General features: G+C 69.0%; 22 protein-coding genes and 1 tRNA gene. 14 read left to right on the plus strand and 9 right to left on the minus strand.

What is annotated here, in order from left to right; all coding sequences use genetic code 11:
* The first annotated feature begins 125 nt into the window (after positions 1-125).
* Complete coding sequence (locus DW306_RS14900; protein WP_136056375.1) at positions 126-1,247, plus strand: COX15/CtaA family protein; 1,122 nt, start codon at positions 126-128, stop codon at positions 1,245-1,247.
* Between the two features lie 65 nt (positions 1,248-1,312).
* The gene (locus tag DW306_RS21650) at positions 1,313-1,774 is read left to right on the plus strand and encodes a hypothetical protein (protein WP_240747212.1); all 462 of its coding nucleotides are present in this window, start codon (positions 1,313-1,315) and stop codon (positions 1,772-1,774) included.
* A 99-nt stretch (positions 1,775-1,873) separates the two neighbouring features.
* On the opposite strand, the gene DW306_RS14910 is transcribed toward DW306_RS21650, so the two are convergent.
* Complete coding sequence (locus tag DW306_RS14910) at positions 1,874-2,779, minus strand: heme o synthase (RefSeq protein ID WP_136056537.1); 906 nt, start codon at positions 2,777-2,779, stop codon at positions 1,874-1,876.
* 264 nt (positions 2,780-3,043) lie between these two features.
* On the opposite strand from DW306_RS14910, the gene tkt reads away from it, so the two are divergent.
* The 6 genes from tkt to pgl are packed head-to-tail and all read left to right on the plus strand — an operon-like array spanning position 3,044 to position 11,158.
* A complete protein-coding gene (gene tkt / locus DW306_RS14915; RefSeq protein WP_136056376.1) occupies positions 3,044-5,155 on the plus strand; it encodes a transketolase in 2,112 nt (703 codons plus the stop codon).
* Positions 5,152-6,264, plus strand: a complete 1,113-nt coding sequence (gene tal / locus DW306_RS14920) for a transaldolase (RefSeq protein WP_136056377.1) — start codon at positions 5,152-5,154, stop codon at positions 6,262-6,264. Before tkt ends, tal begins: the two co-directional genes overlap by 4 nt.
* Positions 6,261-7,868, plus strand: coding sequence for a glucose-6-phosphate isomerase (locus tag DW306_RS14925; RefSeq protein ID WP_136056378.1), 1,608 nt, complete (start codon positions 6,261-6,263; stop codon positions 7,866-7,868). The genes tal and DW306_RS14925 overlap by 4 nt, the downstream gene beginning before the upstream one ends.
* 22 nt (positions 7,869-7,890) lie before the next feature.
* Entirely contained in the window at positions 7,891-9,441 is a 1,551-nt protein-coding gene (gene zwf, locus DW306_RS14930) for a glucose-6-phosphate dehydrogenase (RefSeq protein ID WP_136056379.1), read from the plus strand.
* Positions 9,438-10,373, plus strand: coding sequence for a glucose-6-phosphate dehydrogenase assembly protein OpcA (locus tag DW306_RS14935; protein WP_136056380.1), 936 nt, complete (start codon positions 9,438-9,440; stop codon positions 10,371-10,373). Before zwf ends, DW306_RS14935 begins: the two co-directional genes overlap by 4 nt.
* 5 nt (positions 10,374-10,378) lie before the next feature.
* On the plus strand, positions 10,379-11,158 hold the full coding sequence (gene pgl / locus DW306_RS14940) for a 6-phosphogluconolactonase (protein WP_205814189.1): 780 nt from the start codon (positions 10,379-10,381) through the stop codon (positions 11,156-11,158).
* On the opposite strand, the gene DW306_RS14945 is transcribed toward pgl, so the two are convergent.
* Positions 11,152-12,156 carry a DMT family transporter gene (locus tag DW306_RS14945; RefSeq protein ID WP_136056382.1) on the minus strand — a complete coding sequence of 335 codons (1,005 nt, stop codon included), beginning with the start codon at positions 12,154-12,156 and terminating at the stop codon, positions 11,152-11,154. The genes pgl and DW306_RS14945 overlap by 7 nt on opposite strands.
* A 43-nt stretch (positions 12,157-12,199) precedes the next feature.
* Here DW306_RS14945 and def point away from each other — a divergent pair, with 43 nt between their 5' ends.
* On the plus strand, positions 12,200-12,766 hold the full coding sequence (gene def / locus DW306_RS14950; protein WP_136056383.1) for a peptide deformylase: 567 nt from the start codon (positions 12,200-12,202) through the stop codon (positions 12,764-12,766).
* 127 nt (positions 12,767-12,893) lie between these two features.
* A complete protein-coding gene (locus DW306_RS14955) occupies positions 12,894-13,409 on the plus strand; it encodes a septum formation family protein (RefSeq protein WP_136056384.1) in 516 nt (171 codons plus the stop codon).
* A gap of 43 nt (positions 13,410-13,452) precedes the next feature.
* On the opposite strand, the gene DW306_RS14960 is transcribed toward DW306_RS14955, so the two are convergent.
* On the minus strand, positions 13,453-14,031 hold the full coding sequence (locus DW306_RS14960) for an XRE family transcriptional regulator (protein WP_240747213.1): 579 nt from the start codon (positions 14,029-14,031) through the stop codon (positions 13,453-13,455).
* Positions 14,032-14,098: 67 nt separating this feature from the next.
* Between DW306_RS14960 and DW306_RS14965 the strand changes: the two genes are divergently transcribed.
* The 3 genes from DW306_RS14965 (at position 14,099) to DW306_RS14975 (ending at position 16,751) form a co-directional block, all read left to right on the plus strand.
* Positions 14,099-15,100: an NAD(P)/FAD-dependent oxidoreductase gene (locus tag DW306_RS14965; RefSeq protein ID WP_136056386.1), complete on the plus strand. Its 1,002-nt coding sequence runs from the start codon at positions 14,099-14,101 to the stop codon at positions 15,098-15,100.
* A complete protein-coding gene (locus DW306_RS14970) occupies positions 15,097-15,771 on the plus strand; it encodes a class I SAM-dependent methyltransferase (protein WP_136056387.1) in 675 nt (224 codons plus the stop codon). The genes DW306_RS14965 and DW306_RS14970 overlap by 4 nt, the downstream gene beginning before the upstream one ends.
* An 86-nt stretch (positions 15,772-15,857) precedes the next feature.
* Positions 15,858-16,751 carry a dihydrodipicolinate synthase family protein gene (locus tag DW306_RS14975; RefSeq protein WP_136056388.1) on the plus strand — a complete coding sequence of 298 codons (894 nt, stop codon included), beginning with the start codon at positions 15,858-15,860 and terminating at the stop codon, positions 16,749-16,751.
* A 42-nt stretch (positions 16,752-16,793) separates the two neighbouring features.
* On the opposite strand, the gene DW306_RS14980 is transcribed toward DW306_RS14975, so the two are convergent.
* From DW306_RS14980 to dusB, 5 genes are all read right to left on the minus strand, one after another.
* Positions 16,794-16,869 (minus strand) — tRNA-Asn (locus tag DW306_RS14980).
* A 97-nt stretch (positions 16,870-16,966) separates the two neighbouring features.
* The gene (locus tag DW306_RS14985) at positions 16,967-17,740 is read right to left on the minus strand and encodes an ATP-binding cassette domain-containing protein (RefSeq protein WP_136056389.1); all 774 of its coding nucleotides are present in this window, start codon (positions 17,738-17,740) and stop codon (positions 16,967-16,969) included.
* A 36-nt stretch (positions 17,741-17,776) separates the two neighbouring features.
* Positions 17,777-19,636 carry a DNA primase gene (gene dnaG, locus DW306_RS14990; protein ID WP_136056390.1) on the minus strand — a complete coding sequence of 620 codons (1,860 nt, stop codon included), beginning with the start codon at positions 19,634-19,636 and terminating at the stop codon, positions 17,777-17,779.
* A complete protein-coding gene (locus DW306_RS14995) occupies positions 19,636-21,021 on the minus strand; it encodes a deoxyguanosinetriphosphate triphosphohydrolase (RefSeq protein WP_136056391.1) in 1,386 nt (461 codons plus the stop codon). Before DW306_RS14995 ends, dnaG begins: the two co-directional genes overlap by 1 nt.
* Positions 21,011-22,165, minus strand: coding sequence for a tRNA dihydrouridine synthase DusB (gene dusB, locus DW306_RS15000; protein WP_136056392.1), 1,155 nt, complete (start codon positions 22,163-22,165; stop codon positions 21,011-21,013). The genes DW306_RS14995 and dusB overlap by 11 nt, the downstream gene beginning before the upstream one ends.
* 59 nt (positions 22,166-22,224) lie before the next feature.
* Between dusB and DW306_RS15005 the strand changes: the two genes are divergently transcribed.
* Positions 22,225-22,719 (plus strand): glutathione peroxidase, encoded by a 495-nt coding sequence (locus DW306_RS15005; RefSeq protein WP_136056393.1) that lies wholly within the window; start codon positions 22,225-22,227, stop codon positions 22,717-22,719.
* On the opposite strand, the gene DW306_RS15010 is transcribed toward DW306_RS15005, so the two are convergent.
* The gene (locus tag DW306_RS15010) at positions 22,716-23,396 is read right to left on the minus strand and encodes a DsbA family oxidoreductase (RefSeq protein ID WP_136056394.1); all 681 of its coding nucleotides are present in this window, start codon (positions 23,394-23,396) and stop codon (positions 22,716-22,718) included. The two genes, DW306_RS15005 and DW306_RS15010, sit on opposite strands and share 4 nt — an antisense overlap.
* Positions 23,397-23,414 lie beyond the last annotated feature (18 nt).

Raw genomic sequence — 23,414 nt, forward strand, 5'->3', positions numbered from 1 at the left:
TTCTTCGCGCCTAAACTGTTGTCGATGCTTCAGCGCTGTCAGCGCTCATCGCAACAATCCGATTCTACAGGTTTCGCCTGACAACCGGGCCGTGCCCGGCGAGTCAGCCCCGGTCCGGAGGACCCATGCCCGACACGAAGATCCCCGCCGCCCCCGCGAACACCGGCGGTGGGCCGAGGACGACGGCGCCGCGACGCGCCGCGTGGGGGCGCGCACTCCCGATCCTCGCGTGGCTGTCGTTCCTCACCGAGACGATCATCATCGGGACGGGCGGCGCCGTGCGCCTCACCGGATCGGGCCTCGGATGCTCGGAATGGCCGCTGTGCACGCCCGAATCGCTCGTGCCGACGCCCGAGCAGGGGATCCACGGCGTCATCGAGTTCGGCAACCGGCTGATGACCGGCGTGGTCGGGATCATCGCTATCGCGGTCGTGCTGCTCGTGCTGCAGCGGATCGGCGGCCGTCGTGCGCTGGTCTCGTCGCTCTGGTTCGCCGGTGGAGGGATCGCGGCCGCAGCCGTGGCGTACGCGATCGCCCGCCCGATCGCGGAGAAGCTGGCCTTCCCGGTCGCGGCCGCGGTGCTGCTGCTGGTCGTGATCGCGGCCGCCGTCCACGCGGTGCGGACTGCTGTCGAGCGCCGAGACCTCATCCTGCTCTCCTGGATCACGCTGGTGGGCGTGGTCGCCCAGGCGTTCGTCGGCGGCATCACCGTGCTCACCGGGCTCAACCCGTTCATCGTCGGCTTCCACTACACGTCGTCACTGCTGCTCGTCTGCGTGACCGCGGCGTTCCTGGTGCGTCTGTACGCGGCGCCGGGTGCGCGCGAGCGCGCCGTGCCGGCATGGTTCGCCGCGCTCAGCCACGTCTCGGGACTCGCCCTGGCCGTCACGATCGTCTTCGGCGTGCTGACCACCGGGTCGGGACCGCATTCCGGCGACGCGGAGGTCTTCCGGCACGGCTTCGACGCGACGATCCTGGCCCACGTCCACTCCTGGCCCGGCTACATCCTCGCCGGGCTCGTCCTCGTGCTGACGATCGCGGCATGGCGCCTCGGTCTGGAGCCGCGACGCTGGCTGCTGGTGCTCGTCATCGCGATCGCGGTGCAGGTCGGCGTCGGCGTCTTGCAGGCGCGCGAGGGTCTGCCTCCCCTGCTCGTCGGCATCCACATGGTCCTGGCGTCGCTGTCGGCCGCGACCTACACGGTCGTCGTGCTGCACCTGAAGCGTCCGGTCAGCTCCGCGGAGTGATCCGCACAGGCTATCCATAGGGTGCACATCGGCGTCTCATCAGCGCGTCGGGGATCGTGGCCCGCATGAACAAGTCACTCACACGAAGCATCGGATTCTGGCTCCTCCTGGTCGTGTCCCTCGCCACGACGGCAGTCGGCGCCTGGCTCATCTCCGGCCAGATCGGCACGATGACGACCACGCTGCTCGATGGCACGGCCACCGGCGTCGAGGTCTACGTCGGCCAGTCGCTCGTGGTCGTGGGCGCCGGCGTGCTCGCCGCCGGAATCATCGGCATCCTGCTGACTCTCGGACTCGTCGCCGCGCGGTCGCTCGTTCCCGCCCCTGCGCCGGCAGTCGTCGAGGCGATCGACTGGACGGCCGAACCGGCCGAGTCGCCCGTCGTCGCAGCGGAGACCGCGCCGGTGACCGAGGCCGAGCCCGTCGTCGTCGACGCGGAGCCCGTCGATCTCGCTGCTGCCCCTGTCGAGAAGGATGCCGCTGTCGAGAAGGATGCCGACGAGACGGCACCGTCCGTCACGCGCTGATCATCGCACTCCGGAGCGGCGTCGAGCGATCGGCGCCGCTTCGTCGTCTCCGCGACACGGCGGGTCAGGCCGAACCGCCGTCGTCCAGAACGCGAGCGGTCAGAACGGCAGCAGCGGATCGAGTGCGACGGCGACGAAGATCAGCGTGAGATACGTGATCGACGCGTGGAACACGCGCATCGGCCGTGCCTCGGTGCCGTGCACGGCGCGGTTGTAGAGGCGGTGCGACTCGTAGATGAACCATCCGCCGAAGACGAGCGCCGACACGGTGTAGACGAGTCCCATGTTCGCGATGGGGACGAGCAGGAGGGAGCAGGCGACGGTCGCCCACGCGTACAGGATGACCTGGAGACCGACCTGCGAGGCGTTGCGCGTGACACCGAGCATCGGCACGTCGACGTCTTCGTAATCGCCCTTGTACTTCATCGACAGCGGCCAGTAGTGCGGCGGCGTCCAGAGGAAGACGAGCAGGAAGAGGATGAACGCCGGCCAGTCGAGCGAACCGGTGACGGCCGACCAGCCGATGAGCACCGGGAAGCAGCCGGCGATGCCGCCCCAGATGATGTTCTGCTCGGTGCGGCGCTTGAGGATCATCGTGTAGATCACGACGTAGAAGAAGATGGCGACCGCCGAGAGCGTGGCGGCCAGCCAGTTCGTGGTGAACCACAGCCAGACCGTCGACGTGATCGCGAGCGTCCACGAGAAGATCAGCGCGCCCCGCGGGCTGACCTCGCCCGTGACGAGCGGCCGCTTCTCGGTGCGGTGCATGTGCGCGTCGATGTCGCGATCGAGATACATGTTGAATGCGGCGGCCGAGCCGGCGCTCAGCGACCCGCCGATGACCGTCGCGAGCACGAGCCACAGGTTCGGGAGCCCGCCCTGGGCCAGGAACATCACCGGGACCGTCGACACCAGGAGCAGTTCGAGGACGCGCGGCTTGGTGAGGGCGACGTACGCCTTCAGGGTACGACCGAGGGACTTCCCCACAACGGTCTGATCAGACATCGTCGAGATCTCGATCGCCTCCTCCGCACGCGTCACGACAGCTCTTCCAGTGTATGGCACAGCCTTGCGGGGCCACGGCCGCGGCCGGGGTCGCAGCCCCCTCCGCCGCCGACGCGGAGCACCGTAAAAGGGGGTAACCGCGGAACCCACGGCGGTATGCTGAGAAGACTCGCGCGCCCGGCGCACATCACACCTCCTCCGTAGCGATGCGGACCGCGATCTTGCTCTCCGGGTGCTCTCGAACTGTTGAAGAAGGGCTTCACCGTGTCGGAATTGCAGTGGGATGAGATCGATCGGCGCGCGGTGGACACCGCACGGATCCTGGCGGCGGATGCTGTGGAGAAGGTCGGCAACGGCCACCCCGGCACCGCGATGAGTCTGGCTCCTGCCGCGTATCTCCTCTACCAGCGCGTGCTCCGTCACGACCCGACCGACGTCGACTGGCTCGGCCGCGACCGGTTCATCCTCTCTGCCGGTCACTCCTCCCTCACGCAGTACGTCGAGCTGTACCTCGGCGGCTTCGGTCTCGAGCTCGACGACCTCAAGGCCCTGCGCACGTGGGGCTCGCTCACCCCCGGACACCCGGAGTACGGCCATACGAAGGGCGTCGAGATCACGACCGGCCCGCTCGGCCAGGGCCTGTCCTCCGCGGTGGGCTTCGCCTACGCCTCCCGCTACGAGCGCGGCCTGTTCGACCCGGATGCCGCTGCCGGCACCAGCCCGTTCGACCACTTCGTCTACGTGATCGCCGGTGACGGCGACCTGCAGGAGGGCGTGACCAGCGAGGCGTCCTCGCTCGCCGGTCACCAGCAGCTCGGCAACCTCATCGCGATCTACGACTCGAACCAGATCTCCATCGAGGACGACACCAACGTCGCCTTCACCGAAGATGTCGCGAAGCGCTACGAGGCCTACGGCTGGCACGTGCAGGTCGTCGACTGGAAGAAGACCGGCCAGTACGTCGAAGACGTCGCCGAGCTGTACACCGCGATCGAGGCCGCGAAGGGCGAGACCGCGAAGCCGTCGCTCATCATCCTGAAGACGATCATCGGCTGGCCGTCGCCCGGCAAGCAGAACTCCGGCAAGATCCACGGCTCGGCTCTCGGAGCCGACGAGCTCGCCGCGACGAAGAAGGTGCTGGGCTTCGACCCCGAGCAGACCTTCGCCGTCGCCGACGACGTCATCGCGCACACCCGCGGCCTCGCGGCGCGCGCCGCCGAGGAGCGAGCAGCCTGGCAGGAGTCGTTCGACGCCTGGGCCGCCGCGAACCCCGAGCGCAAGACCCTGCTCGACCGCCTCGAGGCGGGCGAGCTGCCGGCCGGCATCGACGACGCCCTGCCGGTGTTCGAGAGCGGCAAGGAGGTCTCGACCCGGGCCGCGTCGGGTCAGGTCATCAACGCCCTCGCCGCCGAGCTCCCCGAGCTGTGGGGAGGCTCCGCCGACCTCGCCGAGTCGAACCTCACCACGATCAAGGACGCGCCTTCCTTCATCCCCGCCGAATGGTCGACGCACGAGTGGTCGGGCAACCCGTACGGCCGGGTGCTCCACTTCGGCATCCGCGAGCACGCGATGGGCGCGATCGTCAACGGCATCGTGCTGCACGGCCCGACCCGCCCGTTCGGCGGCACCTTCCTCATCTTCAGCGACTACATGCGCCCGTCGGTGCGTCTCGCCGCGCTCATGAACATCCCGAGCATCTTCGTCTGGACGCACGACTCCGTAGCGCTCGGCGAGGACGGCCCGACCCACCAGCCGATCGAGCAGCTCGCCACGCTGCGCGCGATCCCGAACTTCTCGGTCGTGCGTCCGGCGGATGCCAACGAGACGTCGGTGGCGTGGCTCGAGATCCTCCGTCGCCAGGCCGGCCCGACCGGCATCGCCCTGACCCGCCAGAACATCCCGGTGTTCGAGCGCGGCGAGGGCGCGGCATCTGGCGACGCGTTCGCCGCCGCCTCCGGTGCGGTCAAGGGCGCGTACGTACTCGCCGAGGCGCCGAACGGCACCCCCGACGTGATCATCATCGCGACCGGTTCCGAGGTGCAGCTGGCCGTGAACGCCCGCGAGGCGCTCGCCGCCGACGGTGTGAACGCGCGCGTCGTCTCCGCTCCGTCGCTGGAGTGGTTCGACGAGCAGGACGAGGCGTACCGCGAGAGCGTGCTGCCGGCATCCGTCACGGCTCGCGTCTCCGTCGAGGCGGGCTCCGTGCTCAGCTGGCGCGGCATCGTGGGCGACCGCGGCCGCTCGGTCGGCATCGACCACTTCGGCGCCTCCGCCGACTACAAGACCCTGTTCGAGAAGTTCGGCATCACCACCGAGGCCGTCATCGCGGCCGCGCGCGAGACCATCGCCGCAAACAGCACCAAGGAGAACGCATGAGCACCCCCACCGCACAGCTCGCCGCCGCAGGTGTCAGCATCTGGCTCGACGACCTGTCCCGCACCCGCATCTCCTCGGGCAACCTCGCCGAGCTGATCGAGTCGCGCAACGTCGTGGGAGTCACCACGAACCCGACGATCTTCGCGAACGCGATCACCGACAAGAGCAACACCTCCTACGACGCGCAGGTCACCGAGCTCGCCGCGTCGGGCGCCAGCGCCGAGGAGGCCGTGTTCGCCGCCACCACGCAGGATGTCGCCGCCGCGCTCGACGTGTTCCGCCCCGTGTGGGAGAAGTCGGGTCACGTCGACGGCCGCGTGTCGATCGAGGTCTCCCCCGACCTCGCGCACGACACCGCCGGCACGGTCGCGCAGGCCAAGGAGCTGTGGGCGAAGATCGACCGGCCGAACCTGCTGGTCAAGATCCCCGCGACGAAGGCCGGCCTGCCCGCCATCGCCGAGGCGATCGGCGCCGGCATCAGCGTCAACGTCACCCTGATCTTCAGCCTCGAGCGCTACGCCGCCGTCATCGACGCGTACCTCACCGGCCTCGAGACGGCCAAGGCCGCGGGCATCGATCTCTCCACGATCCAGTCCGTCGCATCGTTCTTCGTCTCGCGCGTCGACACCGAGACCGATAAGCGTCTCTCGGCGATCGGCACGGACGCGGCTGAGGCGCTCAAGAGCAAGGCGGGCCTCGCGAACGCACGTCTCGCCTACGAGCTCTTCGAGCAGACCTTCGCGGGCGACCGTGCCAAGGCACTGCGGGATGCCGGGGCGAACCTGCAGCGTCCGCTGTGGGCGTCGACCGGTGTCAAGGATCCTGCGCTTCCCGACACGCTGTACGTCACCGAGCTCGTCGCCCAGGGCGTCGTGAACACGATGCCCGAGAAGACGCTCGAGGCGACGTTCGACCACGGCGTCGTCACCGGTGACACCATCACGGGTGGCTACGAGGATGCGCGCGCCGTCTTCGCCGGACTCGCCGAGGTCGGCATCGACTTCGACGACGTCACCCAGGTGCTCGAAGACGAGGGCGTCGCGAAGTTCATCGACTCCTGGCACGACCTGCTCACCCAGGTCGCCGAAGGCCTGGAGGCCCAGCGATGACGTTCTCGATCCACACCTCCGGCGCCGCTCGTGCAGCCATCGACGAGACGGTTCCCGGACTGGTCCACGACCTCGTGGCCTCGCGCATCACCAACGGCGACGCGACCCTCTGGGGCCCCGAAGCCGAGGCTGAGGCGGCCGTCCGTCTCGGCTGGGTCGAGGCCGTCTCGATCTCGCGGCCCCTGGTCGCAGAGATCACGGCGCTGCGCTCCGAGCTGCAGGCCAAGGGTGTCACGCGCGTCGTGCTCGCCGGTATGGGCGGTTCGTCGCTGGCCCCCGAGGTCATCGCGCAGACCGCCGGGGTTCCGCTGACCATCCTCGATTCGACGGCGCCCGGCCAGGTGCTGGCCGCGCTCGATGAGGGTCTCGCCGAGACCGCGCTCGTGGTGTCGTCGAAGTCCGGCTCGACGGTCGAGACCGATTCGCAGCGCCGCACGTTCGAGGCCGCGTTCCGCGATCTCGGCATCGACCCGACCGAGCGCATCGTCGTGGTGACCGATCCGGGTTCCCCGCTCGACACCTCCGCACGCGAGGCGGGATACCGCGTCTTCAACGCCGACCCGAACGTCGGCGGACGCTACTCCGCACTCACCGCCTTCGGCCTCGTGCCGTCGGGCCTCGCCGGCGTCGACATCGACGAGCTCCTCGACGAGGCCGAAGCCTCGCTGCTCGAGGTCGCCGTCGACTCGGCCGAGAACCCCGCCCTCCGCCTCGGTGCCGCGATCGCCGCGACGAACCCGCGCCGCGACAAGCTCGGCCTCATCACCGACGGCACGCACATCAACGGCCTGCCGGATTGGATCGAGCAGCTCATCGCGGAGTCGACCGGCAAGGACGGAACCGGCATCCTGCCCGTCGTCCTGCTGCCCGTCTCCCCCGAGCTCGACGAGAAGCCCGCCGACCTGCAGATCGTCCGCCTGGTCGACGACGCGAACGAGTTCCACCTCCACGAGCGCCACCCCGGCGAGATCCTCGTCAGCGGCACGCTCGGCGCGCAGCTCATCGTCTGGGAGTACGCCACGGCGATCGCCGGTCACCTGCTCCACATCAACCCGTTCGATCAGCCCGACGTGGAGTCCGCGAAGATCGCCGCCCGCGGTCTTCTCGATGCGCGTCCGGAGCCCACGGCGCCGGCGTTCACCGAGAACGGCGTCGAGGTGCGCGTGTCCGACCCCGCCCTCGCCGCATCCGGCACCGTCGAAGGCGTGCTCGACGCGCTCTGGGCGCAGCTCCCCGCCGACGGCTACGTGTCGATCCAGGCCTACGTCAACCGGCTCGAGGTTCCTCAGCTTCAGGGCCTGCGCGAACTCGTCGCCGCCGACTCCGGTCGTCCGACGACGTTCGGGTGGGGACCGCGCTTCCTGCACTCGACCGGCCAGTACCACAAGGGCGGACCGGCTCAGGGCGTCTTCCTGCAGATCCTGGAGCGCACCGACGTCGATCTCGAGATCCCGGATCGTCCGTTCACGTTCGGTCAGCTCATCCAGGCGCAGGCCGCGGGCGACGCCAACGTCCTCGCGGAGCACGGCCGCCCGGTGGTCTCGCTGACCATCACCGAGTCGTCCGACGACGTGCTCGCCCTCTTCGAAGCCGCACAGAAGTAGACAGCAGGAGAATCCCCCACCGATGTCTGTTCCCATCTCGCGCGGGCACAACCCGCTGCGTGACCCCGATGATCGTCGCCTCAACCGGATCGCGGGGCCCAGCGCCCTCGTGATCTTCGGGGTCACCGGTGATCTGTCACGCAAGAAGCTGATGCCCGCCGTCTACGACCTCGCGAACCGAGGTCTGCTGCCGCCCGGGTTCGCGCTGGTCGGGTTCGCCCGCCGCGATTGGGAGGACCAGGACTTCGCCCAGGTCGTCTACGAGGCCGTCAAGGAGCACGCGCGCACGCCGTTCCGGGAGGAGACCTGGACGCAGCTGCTGCAGGGCATCCGCTTCGTCTCGGGAGAGTTCGACAACCCCGACTCGTTCCGCAAGCTCCGCGAGACGGTCGAGAAGCTCGACGTGGAACGCGGCACGATGGGCAATCACGCCTACTACCTGTCCATTCCGCCGAGGGACTTCCCGCTCGTCGCGAAGCAGCTGAAGGACTCGGGACTTGTCGGAGAGGATGCCGACGACGACGAGCACTGGCGTCGCGTGGTCATCGAGAAGCCGTTCGGACACGACCTCGAGTCCGCCCGCGCCCTCAACGCCGCGCTCGAGGTGGCCTTCCCCGCCGACTCGATCTTCCGCATCGACCACTACCTCGGCAAGGAGACGGTGCAGAACATCCTGGCGCTCCGCTTCGCCAACGAGCTGTACGAGCCGATCTGGAACCGCAACTACGTCGACCACGTGCAGATCACGATGGCCGAGGACATCGGCGTCGGCGGCCGTGCCGGCTACTACGACGGCATCGGCGCCGCGCGCGACGTCATCCAGAACCACCTGCTCCAGCTGCTGGCGCTCACCGCGATGGAGGAGCCCATCAGCCTCTCCGCCGAGCACCTGCGCGCCGAGAAGGAGAAGGTCCTCGCCGCGGTCCACGTGCCGGAGGATCTCTCCCAGGCGACCGCCCGCGGGCAGTACGCGGGTGGCTGGCAGGGCGGCGAGAAGGTCACCGGCTTCCTCGACGAGGACGGGATGAACCCCGAGTCGACGACCGAGACGTATGCGGCCATCAAGCTCGAGATCGACACGCGTCGCTGGTCGGGCGTGCCGTTCTACCTCCGTACGGGCAAGCGCCTCGGCCGCCGGGTCACCGAGATCGCCGTCGTCTTCAACCGGGCGCCGCAGCACCTCTTCGGGCGCGGCAACGCCTCCGAGCTCGGACAGAACGCGCTCGTCATCCGCGTGCAGCCCGACGAGGGCGTCACGATCCGCTTCGGCTCCAAGGTGCCGGGCAGCGGCTCGAACGTGCGCGACGTCACGATGGACTTCGGCTACGGCCACGCGTTCACCGAGGCCAGCCCCGAGGCGTACGAGCGGCTGATCCTCGACGTCCTGCTGGGCGATCCGCCGCTGTTCCCGCGGCACGAGGAGGTCGAGCTCTCCTGGAAGATCCTCGACCCGGTGGAGAAGTACTGGGCGGCCGTCGGCGGCCCGGTCGAGCAGTACGCGCCCGGCTCGTGGGGACCGGCAGCCGCCGACGACCTGCTGGCCCGCGACGGACGAGTCTGGAGACGACCGTGATCATCGACCTTCCCGACACGACCGTCAGCCAGGTCGCGAAGCAGCTCGTCAAGGTGCGTGAAGACGGCGGGGCCGTCGCCCTCGGCCGCGTGCTGACGCTCGTCATCGCGGCCCGGAACGGGGTCGCCGAAGCCGCCATCGACGCCGCGAACGACGCGTCGCGCGAACACCCGATGCGTGTGATCGTGCTGACCACCGGCGAAGGAGAATCGCGTCTCGACGCGCAGATCCGCGTCGGCGGTGACGCGGGCGCCAGTGAGGTGGTCGTGCTCCGCGCGTTCGGAGACGCCGCGAGCAACGAGGAGAGCCTGCTCACCGGCCTTCTGCTGCCCGACGCGCCCGTCGTCGCCTGGTGGCCCGAAGAGGCTCCGGAATCGCCCGCGACGTCGCCGCTCGGAAAGATCGCGCAGCGACGGATCACCGATGCCGCGACGGCGCACGACGTGCGCGACAGGCTCGCGCTGCTCGGCCGCACGCACGCGCCCGGCGACACCGACCTCGCCTGGACGCGCCTGACGCACTGGCGCGAGCAGCTCGCCGCCGTGCTCGATCAGCCGCCGTACGAGTCGATCACCGCCGTCGAGGTCCGCGGAGCGGCCGCCTCCCCGTCGACCGCGCTGCTCGCCGCCTGGCTGCAGATGGCGCTCGAGGTTCCGGTGCGCTGGTCGTATGAGGATCCCGAGCACTGGCAGGAGGGCATCAAGTCGGTGCGCCTCACTCGCGAGTCCGGCGACATCGTGCTCGAGCGCCCCACGCCGGGCGTCGCCGTGCTGACGCAGCCCGATCAGCCGAACCATGATCTCCATCTGCCCCGCCGCACGCTGCGCGAGTGCCTCGCTGAGGAGCTGCGACGCCTCGACCCGGATGTCCTGTACGGTCGAGTGATCACCGAGGGCTGGGAGAAGCTGGGTCCGCCCGAGACTGGAGAGTGAAGTCGATGCAGGTATCGTCCGCAGAGAAGCGGGTCGTGGTGGAAGCCACGCCTGCCGCTCTCGCCGCCCGGGTCGCCGACCGTTTCCTCACGCGCGTACGTGCGCGCACGAAGAACGGCCGGATCGCGCATATCGCCCTTACCGGCGGTTCGATGGGCGGAGCTGTCCTCAGTCAGGCCGCAGCTGATCCGCGAGTGAACAGCATCGACTGGTCGCTCGTGCACTTCTGGTGGGGCGACGAGCGTTTCGTGCCGCGTGCCGATGCCGACCGCAACGCGGTGCAGTCGCGCCAGGCGCTGCTCGACCACATCCCCGTCCCCCCGGAGAACGTGCACGAGGTCGCCGGGTCCGACAGCGGAGTCAGCCTCGACGAGGCCGCGGCCGCATACGCCGCTGAACTCGCCCGCTTCGGGACGGAGGAGCACCCCTGGCCGTCGTTCGCCGTCTGCTTCCTCGGAGTCGGCCCCGACGGGCACATCGCTTCGCTCTTCCCGGATCGGGAGGAGGTCACGGTGACGGATGCCGCCGCTCTGCCCGTGCGCAACTCGCCCAAGCCTCCGCCTGAGCGGGTGACGCTGACACGTCCGGTGCTCAATTCGTCGAAGCGGGTCTGGCTCGTGCTGACCGGTGCCGACAAGGCCTCGGCGCTCGGCCTGGCTCTCGCCGGCGCGAGCTACACGAGCGTGCCGGCGGCTGGTGCCAAGGGGCGCAAGCGCACGGTGTTCTTCGTCGACGAGGCTGCAGCGTCGGAGGTCTCCCCCGACCTGATCGACCAGGCTTACTGAGGCTCGTCGCTCGACGACGGCGAATCGCTGCCGCGCACGATCGGAAGCTCCTGGCTCTCGCTGAGCACCTGCGGGTGGTACCGGGCGAGGTTGACGACACCCCAGACCGCGATCGCGCCCGCGAAGCCGAAGATGATGAGGACCCACCACGGGGCGGCCGCCGCCTCGCCGAGCACGATCATTCCGATGAGCACGGCGATCAGGGGATCGACGACCGTCAGGCCGGCGATGACGAGGTCGGGGGGACCCGAGCTGTAGGCGGTCTGCACGAAGTAGGCGCCGACCGACGCGGCCGCGAGCAGCGCGAGCACGCAGACCGCGGTGATCCACTCGAACTGCCCCGCTTCGATGCGCTTGATGACGACCTTCGCCAGCGTGGCGACGAATCCGTAGAGGATGCCGGCGCCGATGACGTAGAACAGCGCCCGCATGCGGCGACGGAGGATCAGCCAGCAGGCGCCGAGCACGATGATCACCACGAGCAGCAGCGCGAGGATCACGAAGAGCTCGCGTTCGGTGACCTGCTTCTCCGTCGCGTATATCGCGGCGAAGAACACGAAGAGGAAGATGCCGCCGACGCAGAAGATGATGGCGGTGATCGACTTCCGGGTCGGAGAGTGACCGGAGATGCGCGCGTTCAGGAGCGTCGTGATGACGAGGGCGATCGCGCCGAGCGGCTGCACCACGATGAGCGGCGCCTTCACGAGGGCGGCGAGCTGGCACACGATCGCCAGCCCGAGCATGAGGGTGCCGGCGATCCATGAGGGCCGGGTCAGCAGCGCCTTGATCTGGCCGAGAGAGAGCCCGGACGCGCCGTCAGCCCCGCTGAGGCGCTCGACCTTCTCGACGCCGCGATGCTGGTACTGCGCACCGAGCGACATGAACACCGCGCCTGCCAGCGCGAGCGGGATGCCGAGAAGGAGTCCGGGGTTCTGGAAGGCGCCGACGAGCTGGTCGCCGACCTCTTCTGCGGTGTTTGCCCATACCCCAACGCTCACACTAAGACCCTACCTGCCGCACCCTTCACAGTAGGGTTGTGACGTGGCTGTACTTCCGATTCGCATCATGGGCGACCCCGTTCTCCACTCCCCCGCCTCTCCTGTCGAAGAGATCACGGACGACATCCGCTCGCTGGTCGCCGACATGTTCGAGACGATGGATGCGGCTCCCGGCGTCGGGCTCGCCGCCCCACAGGTGGGTGTCCCGCTCCGCATCTACACCTACGCGTACGTGGATGACGACGACCAGCCGTGGCGGGGAGTGCTCATCAATCCCGAACTCTGGATCGCGCCGATCGAGCCGGGCGATCCCGACCCCGAGCTGGAGTCGGAAGGGTGCCTCTCCTTCCCCGGCGAACGCTTCCCGCTGCGTCGCTCGGAGCGTGTGCGCCTCACGGCGACCGATCTGGAGGGGCGTCCGGTGACGATCGACGTCGACGGCTGGCGCGCGCGGATCATGCAGCACGAGTTCGATCACCTCGATGGCGTCCTCTACGTGGATCGGCTCTCCGACGGCGACTGGAAGACGGTTCAGAAGATCGCTCGCAAGCGCGGCTGGGGGCGCGCCGGGGTGAGCTGGATGCCCGGCGTCGACGACCTCGAAGGCTGATCCCGCTCCCAGCGCAGTCACAGGATCCTTGGAGTTGCATCACAGACTCCAGGGCGGATAGCGTGGATCGACGCGTGCGGAATATCGGCACTGCGCACTCACGGGACGTTCTGGAGGGGACAAGATCATGATGAAACTGCGCAATCGACGCGCTCTGATGCTCGCAGGGACCGCGGTGGCGCTTTCCCTCGCCCTGAGCGGCTGCAGCGCCATAAACGACATTCTCGGCAGCGGTTCCGGCGACGCCGACCGTGACGAGGAGACCGGTCAGGTCACCGAGAGCGCGAACATCGACGTCTTCTCCGTGAAGCTCGGCGACTGCATGGCCGACACCGGCTCGGGCACGCTCACCGACGCGAACGTCCTGCCGTGCGATGAGCCTCACGATCTCGAGGTCTTCTACGAGATCAAGATGGACGACGGCGACTTCTCGGAAGAGGCCATCGATACCGCTTCGCAGGAATGCATCGGCGACGCCTACACGACCTTCGTCGGCGTCGCGTACGCGGATTCTGCGCTCGACGTCACGACTCTGACCCCGACGAAGGATTCGTGGGAGCAGAACAACGACCGCGTCGTCCAGTGCCTGATCGTGGATCCCGCCGGACAGACCACCGGATCCCTGCAGGGTGCGGCACGCTGACACTCCTGAGAAGGCCCCGCCGAACGGCGGGGCCTTCTGCGTGTCATGACGCGGCGGGTCGTGCCCGCAGATGGATGCGCTTGCCCTCTTTGCTGAAGATCGACACGACCTCGGTCGGCCCCGGGCCGGCGGATGACAGCCAGTGCGGCACGCGCGTGTCGAATTCCGCGGCCTCTCCCGGTCCGAGCGTCACGTCCTGATCGCCGAGGACGAGCCGGAGCCTTCCGGATATGACGTACAGCCACTCCTGGCCGTCGTGCACCTTCGGCTGCGGCACCGCCGTGATTCCCACCGGATGCGCCGGGAACGTGACCTTGAAGGTCTGCACGGGGCTGGACGCCGGCGAGAGGGATTCGTACCGGATCCCCTCGACCTCTCTCGTCGTCCGCGACACGCGCGGGTCGGGCACAGCGCGTGGCACGACGTCGTCGAGGCCGATGCCGAGTGCGCGCGCGATCGGCACCAGCAGCTCGAGGTTCGGCGCTCTCTTCCCCGCCTCCAGCCGGGAGAGTGTGCTCGGAGAGATGTCGGTGAGCGCGGAGAGGTCGACCAGGGTCATGCTGCGCTTCTCCCTCCAGCTCTTGAGCCGGGGACCGATGAGGGCGAGCGAGTGATCGGACACGAACGCTCCTTTTGCTGTTTCAGCATGAATAGTTGCCGAAAGCGTATCAGCTGCGCACAGTGGAGACATGACCGAACGAACCGCATCCGCTTCCCTCGACCATGCACACCGCTCGATCTCCGACGAGCACTGGGATGTCATCATCATCGGCGGCGGCGCAGCCGGTTTGAGCGCCGCGCTCATCCTCGCCAGAGCGCGTCGTCGCGTGCTGGTCCTCGACTCTCAGGAGCCCCGCAACCGGTTCGCACCCCATATGCACGGGGTTCTGAGCCGCGACGGCTACTCGCCGCTCGACCTCGTCGCCGACGGATACCGCGAGGTGCGGGCGGTCGACGGCGTCATCGTCGACGCCCGGTCCACGACGACCCGTGCGATCCCCGAGGGCTTCGAGGTCGAGACGGAGGCCGGCGTGCATGCGACGGCGCGGCGTCTCATCGTCGCGACCGGCGCACGGGATGAGCTGCCCGACATCCCCGGGCTGGCGGAGCAGTGGGGCCGTGGTGTCGTCGCCTGCCCCTACTGCGACGGATATGAGGCCACCGGCCGCGCGATCGGCGTGCTCGTGACGTCGGTCCCCGGACTCCACAAGGCGCACATGCTGCGGGCGTACTCCGACGACCTCACCGTGTTCACGGCTCTGGCCGGCGCCATCCCCGACGAGGAGCGGCTCGTGCTCGAAGCCCGGGGCATGCGCATCGAGACCCGCACGGTCACGCGGGTGATCTCGGATGCCGGTCGCCTCACAGCGCTCGGCCTGGAAGACGGCACCACGACGCCCGTCGATGTCGTGTTCGCCGAGCCCGCGCTCGTCGCGCTCGACGAACCCCTGCGCCAGCTCGGAGCTGACCGTATCGACTCCCCTTTCGGACCGTGGACGGCCGCCGATGCTCTCGGCAGGACGAGCATCGACGGCGTGTGGGCCGTGGGCAACTCTGCCAGCCCCGCGGCGCTCGTGCCCCTCGCCATGGGCTCCGGCGCGACCGCGGCGCTGGCGATCAACGGCGAGCTCGTGGCTCTCGACGTGGCTGCAGCGGCCGAGCGCGTCGCGGCATCGGCGGTTGCCTCGTGAGCCCCGAGGATCACCGGACGGAACCGCCTGTCGAGCCTGCGGCGTTCTGGGAGGATCGCTACCGCTCCACCCGCGGCGAGCACGGCCGGGTATGGAGCGGACGCGTCAACGAGGCCGTGGAGCGGGAGATCTCCGGGATCCCCTCGGGAACAGCTCTCGAGCTGGGCTGCGGCGAGGGTGGCGACGCCCTCTGGCTCGCAGGGCGGGGGTGGCAGGTGACAGCGATCGACATCTCCGCCACTGCCCTCGCGGTCGGCGCTGCGGAGGCCGAGCGCACCGGCCTGGCCGACAGGATCCAGTGGATCCGGGCCGACCTCTCGACCTGGCAGCCGTCCGGAGAGTTCGACCTCGTGACGTCGGCGTTCCTGCACTCCCCCGTCGATCTGCCGCGTGAGGAGGTGCTGCGCCGCGCGGCGACGGCGGTCGCCCCCGGCGGCAGACTGCTCGTCGTCGGGCACGGAGAGACGCCGCCCGGGTCGAAGCTCGGCCGACACCTGCACGAGGGGCCACCGCTGCCGTCGTCGGACGACGTGCTCGCATCCCTCCACCTCGCCGACGATTGGACCATCGAGACGAACGCGCACGTCGAGAGGCCGGGCGTCTGGCGCGACGGCTCGACCGTCACTCTCGTCGATTCGGTGGTGCGGGCGCGACGCGGAGCAGCCGAGTGACCGCGCGCAGGCGGCTGCGCTATCCTCACTGAGCGCGCGCGGTGACCCTTCGGTGTCCGGACCGGCGCCACGAGAGGAGATCGCCGATGTTCACCGGCCTCAGCGCCTTCCCCCTGACGCCCCTGCGGGACGACTCGTTCGACGAGGCGTCCTTCGCGCGCCTCATCGAACGACTGGTCACGGCAGGGGTGGATTCGCTCACCGCCCTCGGTTCGACGGGCTCCTACATGTACCTCGACCGTGACGAGCGCCGCCGCGTCGCACGCGCGGCGGTGACGCTGGCGGGTGACGTCCCCGTCATGGTCGGCATCGGAGCGCTGCGCACCTCCGAGGTGAAGCGGCTCGCCGACGATGCGCAGAACGCCGGCGCGAGTGCCGTGCTGCTCGCGCCCGTGACCTATCAGGCACTCACGGCCGACGAGGTGTTCACGCTGTTCGACGACGTCACCGCGGGCCTCTCGGTGCCGCTCGTCGTCTATGACAACCCGGGCACGACACACGTCACGTTCACCGACGATCTCTACGCGCGCATCTCGACGCTGCCGCACGTCGCCTCCATCAAGATCCCCGGCGTACCGTCGGATCCGCAGATCGCGGCGGCGCGAGTGCAGGCGATCCGCGAACGCGTCCCGAGCACCGTGAGCATCGGCGTCTCGGGCGATGCGTTCGCCGCGACCGGTCTGAACGCCGGATGCGATGCCTGGTACTCGGCCATCGGGGGCACGCTCCCCGGTCCGGCACTGACCATCACCCGCGCCGCGCAGAGCGGTGACCAGGCGGCGGCGACCGCGGAATCGACCCGCCTGCAGCCCCTGTGGGATCTGTTCGCCGAGTTCGGCAGCTACCGGGTGACGGCAGCGATCGCCGAGCGCCTCGACCTGGTGGCTCCGCACTGCCTTCCGCGTCCGGTGCAGGGACTCGGGTCACAGGCGAGGGCGAGGGTGACCGAGATCATCGACGAACTCGGACTCCGTGGCTGAAAGGGAAAGGCCCGGAACTCGTCTGAGTTCCGGGCCTTTCATTGGCTCCCCGGCTTGGACTCGAACCAAGAACCTGCCGGTTAACAGCCGGCTGCTCTGCCAATTGAGCTACCGAGGAATGTGCTCCGCTGCGCGGGCAACTCGACAAGCTTAGCAAACTCCAGACCGCACTCGTGACACCGGGGCGGGGTCTGCGCGGGTCGGGCGTGTCGTGATCAGTGGCGCGAATCCGACTCGGCATTGGGCACCCAGAGCAGGTCCTTGCCGACCCCGCGAGCCACGACGTGACCGCCGCGGAGCATCAGGGTCTCGGCGTTCAGCTCGCGGATGAAGGCCGCGTCGTTGGTCACGAGAAGAGCCGCCATCGACTCCTCCTTGCGACGTCGCGTGATCGCGTCGAACACGACCGGTCGCACCTCCAGATCGAGGTTCGCGAGGATCTCGTCCGCGATGAGCACCTTCGGCTCCAGGATGAACGACCGCGCGATCGCGACGCGCTGACGCATGCCGGCACTCAGCTCATAGGGGAACTTCGCGGCCGTGCCGAGGGGCAGGTGCAGCTCATCGAGCAGCGTGGCGACACGGATCGAGAGCGCCTTGGTGTTGACCCGGCGTTCGCGGACGAGGATCGGCTCGGCGATCACCTCGTTGACAGTGAGCCGGGGCGGCAGATCGGCACCGGCGCCCTGCGGGACGAAACCGGTGCGATACGTGAGGATGCGGTGCTTCCGGCCGGGCCTGCGCACGTCGACCCCGCACACCACCGCGCTTCCGCCCACGACCTTCACGGAGGGGTCGGTGGACCCGGCGAGAGCGGCCACCAGCGTCGACTTGCCCGAACCGGTGGGACCGGCGACGCAGATGAGTTCCCCGGGGGCCAGAGAGAAGGTCACACCGTCGACGGCGCGCGTGGGCGAACCGTGCCCGATCCGGTCGATCACCAGATCCGAGCAGTCGATCGCGTTCGAGGATTCCGGCCGGCGGGACATGTCTCTATCCTGCCCTCTGCAGACCCGCCGCCTGCGTTACGACTCGGCGAACCGCTGACGCTCCGCATCGATGTCGCGCAGGCGCACACGCAGGGCGCGGCCGCCGTCGGACTCGGCGGGAACGCGCTGAACGGCGCCGAGGAGCTCCTGCTTCTCACGCTCCAGCTGACGCAGGATGAGCCGACGTGCGAGGTCGGTCGCCGAGGTCAACGCTCCCTCCTCGTTCTTCGCCGGGAACGGCGTCATCAGCAGCTCGCCCGCCAGTGACCGGTACGGCTCGCGCACGCTGTTCACGGCATCCGTCACCCATCCGGCCCGCGTGCGATCCGGGGCGGCCGCGACGGCCTCGCGCACGGCGTCGAGGCCCGGCGTGCGGAAAGGAGCACCGAGCGCGCGGTTCAGAAGGGTCTGATCCACCTGGTGCCCATACTGCAGCGCGCCCATCAGCGCGTCGCGTTCCACGGCGACGTCCGCGGTGCGCGGCAGACTCGCGAGCGTCACCGGGGCGACGGACGCGGCACCGGTCGCGGGGTCGACCGCGGGGGTCTCACGACGAGCGGCGGGCTGATGCGAGGCGCCGCGCGCGGCGCGCTCGACCTCGTTGCGCACCTCGGTGGGGTCCATGCCGAGGCGGCGTGCCAGCACTCGCTCGTAACCGGGTCGGAGGAGCTGGTCGCGGATCTCCGCGACGATCGGCGCCGCGGCACGGAGCGCCCCGACGCGGCCCTCGACGGTGGCGAGGTCGAAGCCGCTGAGCTTGCGGTCGATCGCGAACTCGAACATCGGGACCTTGGCGTCCATGAGACCGCGCACGGCGGCATCCCCGCGCTGCAGGCGCAGATCGCACGGATCGAGGCTGTCCGGCGCGACCGCCACGAACGTCTGGGCGTTGAACCGGTCGTCCTCGGTGAACGCGCGAAGCGCCGCCTTCTGCCCCGCCTCATCGCCGTCGAACGTGAAGACGACCTCGCCGGACGCGTTGTCGTCGCCCATCACGCGACGCAGCACCTTGATGTGCTCGGTGCCGAACGCCGTGCCGCATGTCGCGATCGCTGTCGTGAGACCCGCGAGGTGACACGCCATCACGTCGGTGTATCCCTCCACGACGACGACGCGCCGGGGGTCGCCCCGCGAGATGTCGCGCTTGGCGAGGTCGAGTCCGTAGAGCACCTGCGCCTTCTTGTAGATCGGGGTCTCCGGGGTGTTCAGGTATTTCGGTCCCTGGTCGTCGTCGAAGAGCTTGCGCGCACCGAAGCCGATCGTCTGTCCGGAGACGTCGCGGATCGGCCACACCAGACGGCCGCGGAACCGGTCGTAGACGCCGCGCTGGCCGGTCGAGACCAGTCCCGAGGTGACGAGCTCGTCGCGCGTGAAGCCCTGCGCGGTGAGCGCCTTGAGCATGCCGTCCCAGCCGCGCGGCGCGAAGCCGACGCCGAAGTGCGCCGCTGCGCCCGCGTCGAAACCGCGCTCGCCCAGGAAGCGCCGGCCGGCCTCGGCATCCGGCGACAGCAGCTGGGCGCGGAAGAACTCCGCCGCCGCCGTGTTCGCTGCATAGAGGCGGCTGCGTCCGCTGGTCTCGGGGGCCGCTCCCCCGTCTTCGTAATGCAGCGTGTAGCCGATGCGGCCGGCGAGACGCTCGACGGCCTCGGTGAAGCTGACATGGTCCATCTCGCGCAGGAACGAGTAGACGTCACCCGATTCTCCACATCCGAAGCAGTGGTAGTAGCCGACCTGCTGCCGCACGTGGAAGCTCGGGCTCTTCTCGTCATGGAACGGGCACAGTCCCTTGAGCGACCCGACACCCGCCGACTTCAGGGCGACGCGCTCGCCGATGATGTCGGCGATGTTGGTGCGCGCCTTCACCTCGTCGACGTCGGCCTGCCGGATGCGGGGCATCAGCCCACCCCTTCGGCGACGGGCCGCCTCTCGGCGTGCGCGCCCGCCCGGGCGCGGGCGTGCCGTGGCGTCCAGATGCCGACCTCGGCGGGATCGATCTCGCCGACCAGACGGTTGTGCCAGTCGATCGCGCTCTGATCGGTCAGGCTGGCGATCTGGTCGACCACGACGCGGGCGCGCTCGGCGTCATCGACCGCGGCGACGAAGTCCGCCGCGAAGGCGGGCTCCAGCACATCGGCACCCGCCGACCAGAGAGCGTCGGTCGACCAGAGCGAGTCCGCGAGCCGCTTCAGCACTCGACGCTGCTCCTTGTACACGCCCTTGCGGGCGTCGATCGTGACGATCGCCTGACCCATGATGCCCTTGAGCACCGCGATCTCGGCCTCGACGACCCGCGGAACGACCACGTGGGCGTTGTACCGTACGAGATTGCTCCCGCTGTAGGCGGACCGCGTGGCCGACACCGAGGCGCGGGCGAAGCGCCCGATCAGGTCGCTCGTCAGGTTCTTCAGACGCGCGAGCGCCTGACGGGAGCGGTCGAACGACGCGAGCCACATCGACTGCGAGGCCAGACGGTACAGCGCGTCGGCGAGCTCGTCGCGGGTGAAGTCGTAGCCGACCCACTGCTGGATGCGACCGACGAGGGCGTCGTGTCCGCGCGGATCCGCGAGCTGGGCGACGTCGACGTAGCCGTTGACGATCGCGTCTTCGAAGTCGTGCACGGAGTACGCGATGTCATCGGACAGGTCCATGATCTCGGCCTCGATGCAGCGCAGTCGCCCCGGAGCACCCTCGCGCATCCACCGGAAGACCGCCTCGTCTTCGGGGTAGACGCCGAACTTCAGCCGACCGCCCGGGTCGGGGACCGGACTGTCGACCGTCCACGGGTACTTGCAGGTCGCGTCGAGGCTGGCCCGCGTGAGATTGAGGCCCACCGAGTGGTCGTCGTCGTCGAGGACCTTCGCCTCGAGCCTGGTCAGGATGCGAAGGGACTGCGCGTTGCCCTCGAACCCGCCGATGTGCTCGGCCCATTCGTTGAGCGCGCGCTCGCCGTTGTGGCCGAACGGCGGATGGCCGAGGTCGTGGCTCAGGCACGCGGTGTCGACCACATCGGCGGAGACACCGAGGGCCGTCGCGAGCTCGCGACCCACCTGCGCGACCTCGAGCGAGTGCGTCAGGCGGTTGCGTGCGAAGTCGGCGGTGCTGGCCGGGCTGAGCACCTGCGTCTTGGCGGCGAGGCGGCGGAGAGCGGCGGAATGCAGCACCCTCGCGCGGTCGCGGGCGAAGTCGTCGCGTTCCGAGCGGTGCGTCTCCGCGAAGAAGCGCTCGGCATCGCGGGCGTGGTAGCCGTCGGCCCGCGCGCCATCGTTCGAGTCAGCCACCACTGTTCTCGATCTCCGCTCCACGCATCATCTCCGAGGCCGAAGACTCGATCTCCCGCGACTCGAGCCACTTGTCCGGCAGCGCCGGTCGCTTCGGGTGACCGGAGCGGCCCCGCTGGCCTTCGGCATCCGCTCCCGGGTAGGGAGCGGTGTGGTCGAGCCGGCCGAGCAGATCGTCGATCTCGGCGAGGCTCGACGAGGTCGCGAGTCCGGTGCGGATGTCTCCGCCGACCGGGTAGCCCTTGAAGTACCAGGAGACGTGCTTGCGGATGTCGCGGCAGCCGCGATCCTCGTCGTCGAAGAACTCGACCAGCAGCTGGGCGTGCCGACGGAACGCATCCGCGACGAATCCGAGCGTCGCGTCGACCGGATGCGATTCTGCCCCGAACGCCGCCGCCAACTCGCCGAAGAGCCAGGGACGCCCCAGACACCCGCGACCCACGACGACGCCGTCGCAATCGGTCTGCTCCATCATGCGCACAGCGTCGTCGGCCGACCAGATGTCGCCGTTGCCGAGCACCGGGATGCTGGTGACCGCCTGCTTGAGCTCGCCGATCGCGTTCCAGTCGGCGTGCCCGGAGTAGAACTCGCTCGCGGTGCGGGCGTGCAGGGCGACGGCGGCGGCACCGGCGTCCTCGGCGGCACGGCCGGCGTCGAGGAACGTCAGGTGGTCACGGTCGATGCCCTTGCGCATCTTGACCGTCAGCGGGATCGATCCCGCGGCCTTGACGGCCTGGTCGACGATGTCGGCGAAGAGCTGCGACTTCCACGGCAGCGCTGCTCCCCCGCCCCGGCGGGTGACCTTGGGTACCGGGCAGCCGAAGTTCAGATCGATGTGGTCGGCGTGATCTTCGGCGACGATGATGCGCACTGCTTCGGCGATCGTCTTCGGATCGACGCCGTAGAGCTGGATCGACCGCGGCGTCTCCGACTCGTGGTGCCGGATCAGACGCATCGTCGTCTCATTGCGCTCGACGAGCGCGCGCGAGGTGATCATCTCGCTGACGTAGAGGCCGGCACCGTACTCGCGGCACAGGCGCCGGAACGCCGTGTTGGTGATCCCCGCCATGGGTGCGAGGACGACCGGCACGTCGAGATCGATCGGGCCGATGCGAAGAGGGCGGGCGGGGGCTGTGGCGAGAGTCATGTCCCGTCTATTCTCCCAGACGCGGAGCCCGTGCGGACGCGGCGACCTAAGCTGTGAATATGACCGAATCCGCGCTCCGTTCGATCCCCTTCACCGATGCTCAGGGCAACGAGAAGACGCTCGACGATCTCGGTGCCGATGTGGTGCTCGTGGTGAACGTCGCCTCCAAGTGCGGCCTGACTCCGCAGTACGAGCAGCTCGAGGAACTGCAGCGTCTCTACGGTGACCGCGGCTTCAGCGTCGTCGGCTTCCCGTGCAACCAGTTCTTCGGTCAGGAGCCCGGATCCGTCGACGAGATCCTCGAGTTCTGTTCGACGACCTACGGCGTGACCTTCCCCGTCAACGACAAGGTCAAGGTGAACGGCCGGAACGCGTCGGACCTCTACAAGGCACTCAAGCAGACGGCGGATGCCGGGGGCAAGGCCGGCCGCGTCGAGTGGAACTTCGAGAAGTTCCTCGTGCTGCCCGACGGAGACGTCCTGCGCTTCCGCCCGAAGCAGAAGCCGGACTCCCCCGAGATCGTCAGCGCGATCGAAGCGGCTCTGACCCGCTAGACGGCGGCGTCCTCGGTCTCTCCGCGCTTCGCCCAGAGATCGCGGAGGACGTTCTCGAACGCCGCAGGAGGCTGTGCTCCGGAGATGCCGTACTGACCGTCGATGACGAAGAACGGCACGCCCTGGATGCCGTAGGCCTGCGCCTGCGCCTGGTCCTGGCGGACGGCGGGGAGGTACTGCTCGCTCTCCAGCGCCTGCCGGGCACCGTCGGCATCGAGGCCGACCTCGACCGCGAGCTCGACGAGGTCGTCGATGCGACCGACGTGCTTGCCCTCGGTGAAGTACGCCGACATCAGGCGCTCCTCCATGGCGTGCTGCACGCCCTCCGCCTTCGCGAAGTGCAGCAGCTCATGCGCCTTCACGGTGTTGGTGTGCTGCAGCAGGTCGAAACGGTATTCGAGACCGGCGTTCGCCGCTACGCCGGTGACGTTCGACAGCATCTGCTCGACCTGCGTGCGCGGCATGCCCTTGTGGCCGGCCAGGAAGTCGATCTCATCGCCGTCGAAGTCGACCGGGGTGTCGGGCGACAGCTCGAAGGAGTGGAAGGTGACGGTGACCTCGGGGGCATCCTCGTCGGCGGAGACGGCCTCGAGGCCCTTCTCCAGATTGCGCTTGCCGATGTAGCACCAGGGGCAGGCGATGTCGGACCAGATGTCGATAGAGATGGGTTCGCTCACATCATCATCCAACCCCAT

The organism is Microbacterium sp. K24 (assembly GCF_004794465.1).
Classification (GTDB): Bacteria; Actinomycetota; Actinomycetes; order Actinomycetales; family Microbacteriaceae; genus Microbacterium.

What these genes read in the sequence shown, in the direction of transcription:
- DW306_RS14925 (WP_136056378.1), top strand. Translation starts at nt 6,261, where the DNA reads ATGACGTTCTCGATCCACACCTCCGGCGCCGCTCGTGCAGCCATCGAC.
- DW306_RS14985 (WP_136056389.1), bottom strand. Translation starts at nt 17,740, where the DNA reads ATGTCCCGCCGGCCGGAATCCTCGAACGCGATCGACTGCTCGGATCTG.
- dusB (WP_136056392.1), bottom strand. Translation starts at nt 22,165, where the DNA reads ATGACTCTCGCCACAGCCCCCGCCCGCCCTCTTCGCATCGGCCCGATC.
- DW306_RS14965 (WP_136056386.1), top strand. Translation starts at nt 14,099, where the DNA reads ATGACCGAACGAACCGCATCCGCTTCCCTCGACCATGCACACCGCTCG.
- DW306_RS14910 (WP_136056537.1), bottom strand. Translation starts at nt 2,779, where the DNA reads ATGTCTGATCAGACCGTTGTGGGGAAGTCCCTCGGTCGTACCCTGAAG.
- zwf (WP_136056379.1), top strand. Translation starts at nt 7,891, where the DNA reads ATGTCTGTTCCCATCTCGCGCGGGCACAACCCGCTGCGTGACCCCGAT.
- pgl (WP_205814189.1), top strand. Translation starts at nt 10,379, where the DNA reads ATGCAGGTATCGTCCGCAGAGAAGCGGGTCGTGGTGGAAGCCACGCCT.
- DW306_RS14955 (WP_136056384.1), top strand. Translation starts at nt 12,894, where the DNA reads ATGATGAAACTGCGCAATCGACGCGCTCTGATGCTCGCAGGGACCGCG.
- tal (WP_136056377.1), top strand. Translation starts at nt 5,152, where the DNA reads ATGAGCACCCCCACCGCACAGCTCGCCGCCGCAGGTGTCAGCATCTGG.
- DW306_RS15005 (WP_136056393.1), top strand. Translation starts at nt 22,225, where the DNA reads ATGACCGAATCCGCGCTCCGTTCGATCCCCTTCACCGATGCTCAGGGC.
- DW306_RS21650 (WP_240747212.1), top strand. Translation starts at nt 1,313, where the DNA reads ATGAACAAGTCACTCACACGAAGCATCGGATTCTGGCTCCTCCTGGTC.
- DW306_RS14975 (WP_136056388.1), top strand. Translation starts at nt 15,858, where the DNA reads ATGTTCACCGGCCTCAGCGCCTTCCCCCTGACGCCCCTGCGGGACGAC.
- DW306_RS14900 (WP_136056375.1), top strand. Translation starts at nt 126, where the DNA reads ATGCCCGACACGAAGATCCCCGCCGCCCCCGCGAACACCGGCGGTGGG.
- dnaG (WP_136056390.1), bottom strand. Translation starts at nt 19,636, where the DNA reads ATGCCCCGCATCCGGCAGGCCGACGTCGACGAGGTGAAGGCGCGCACC.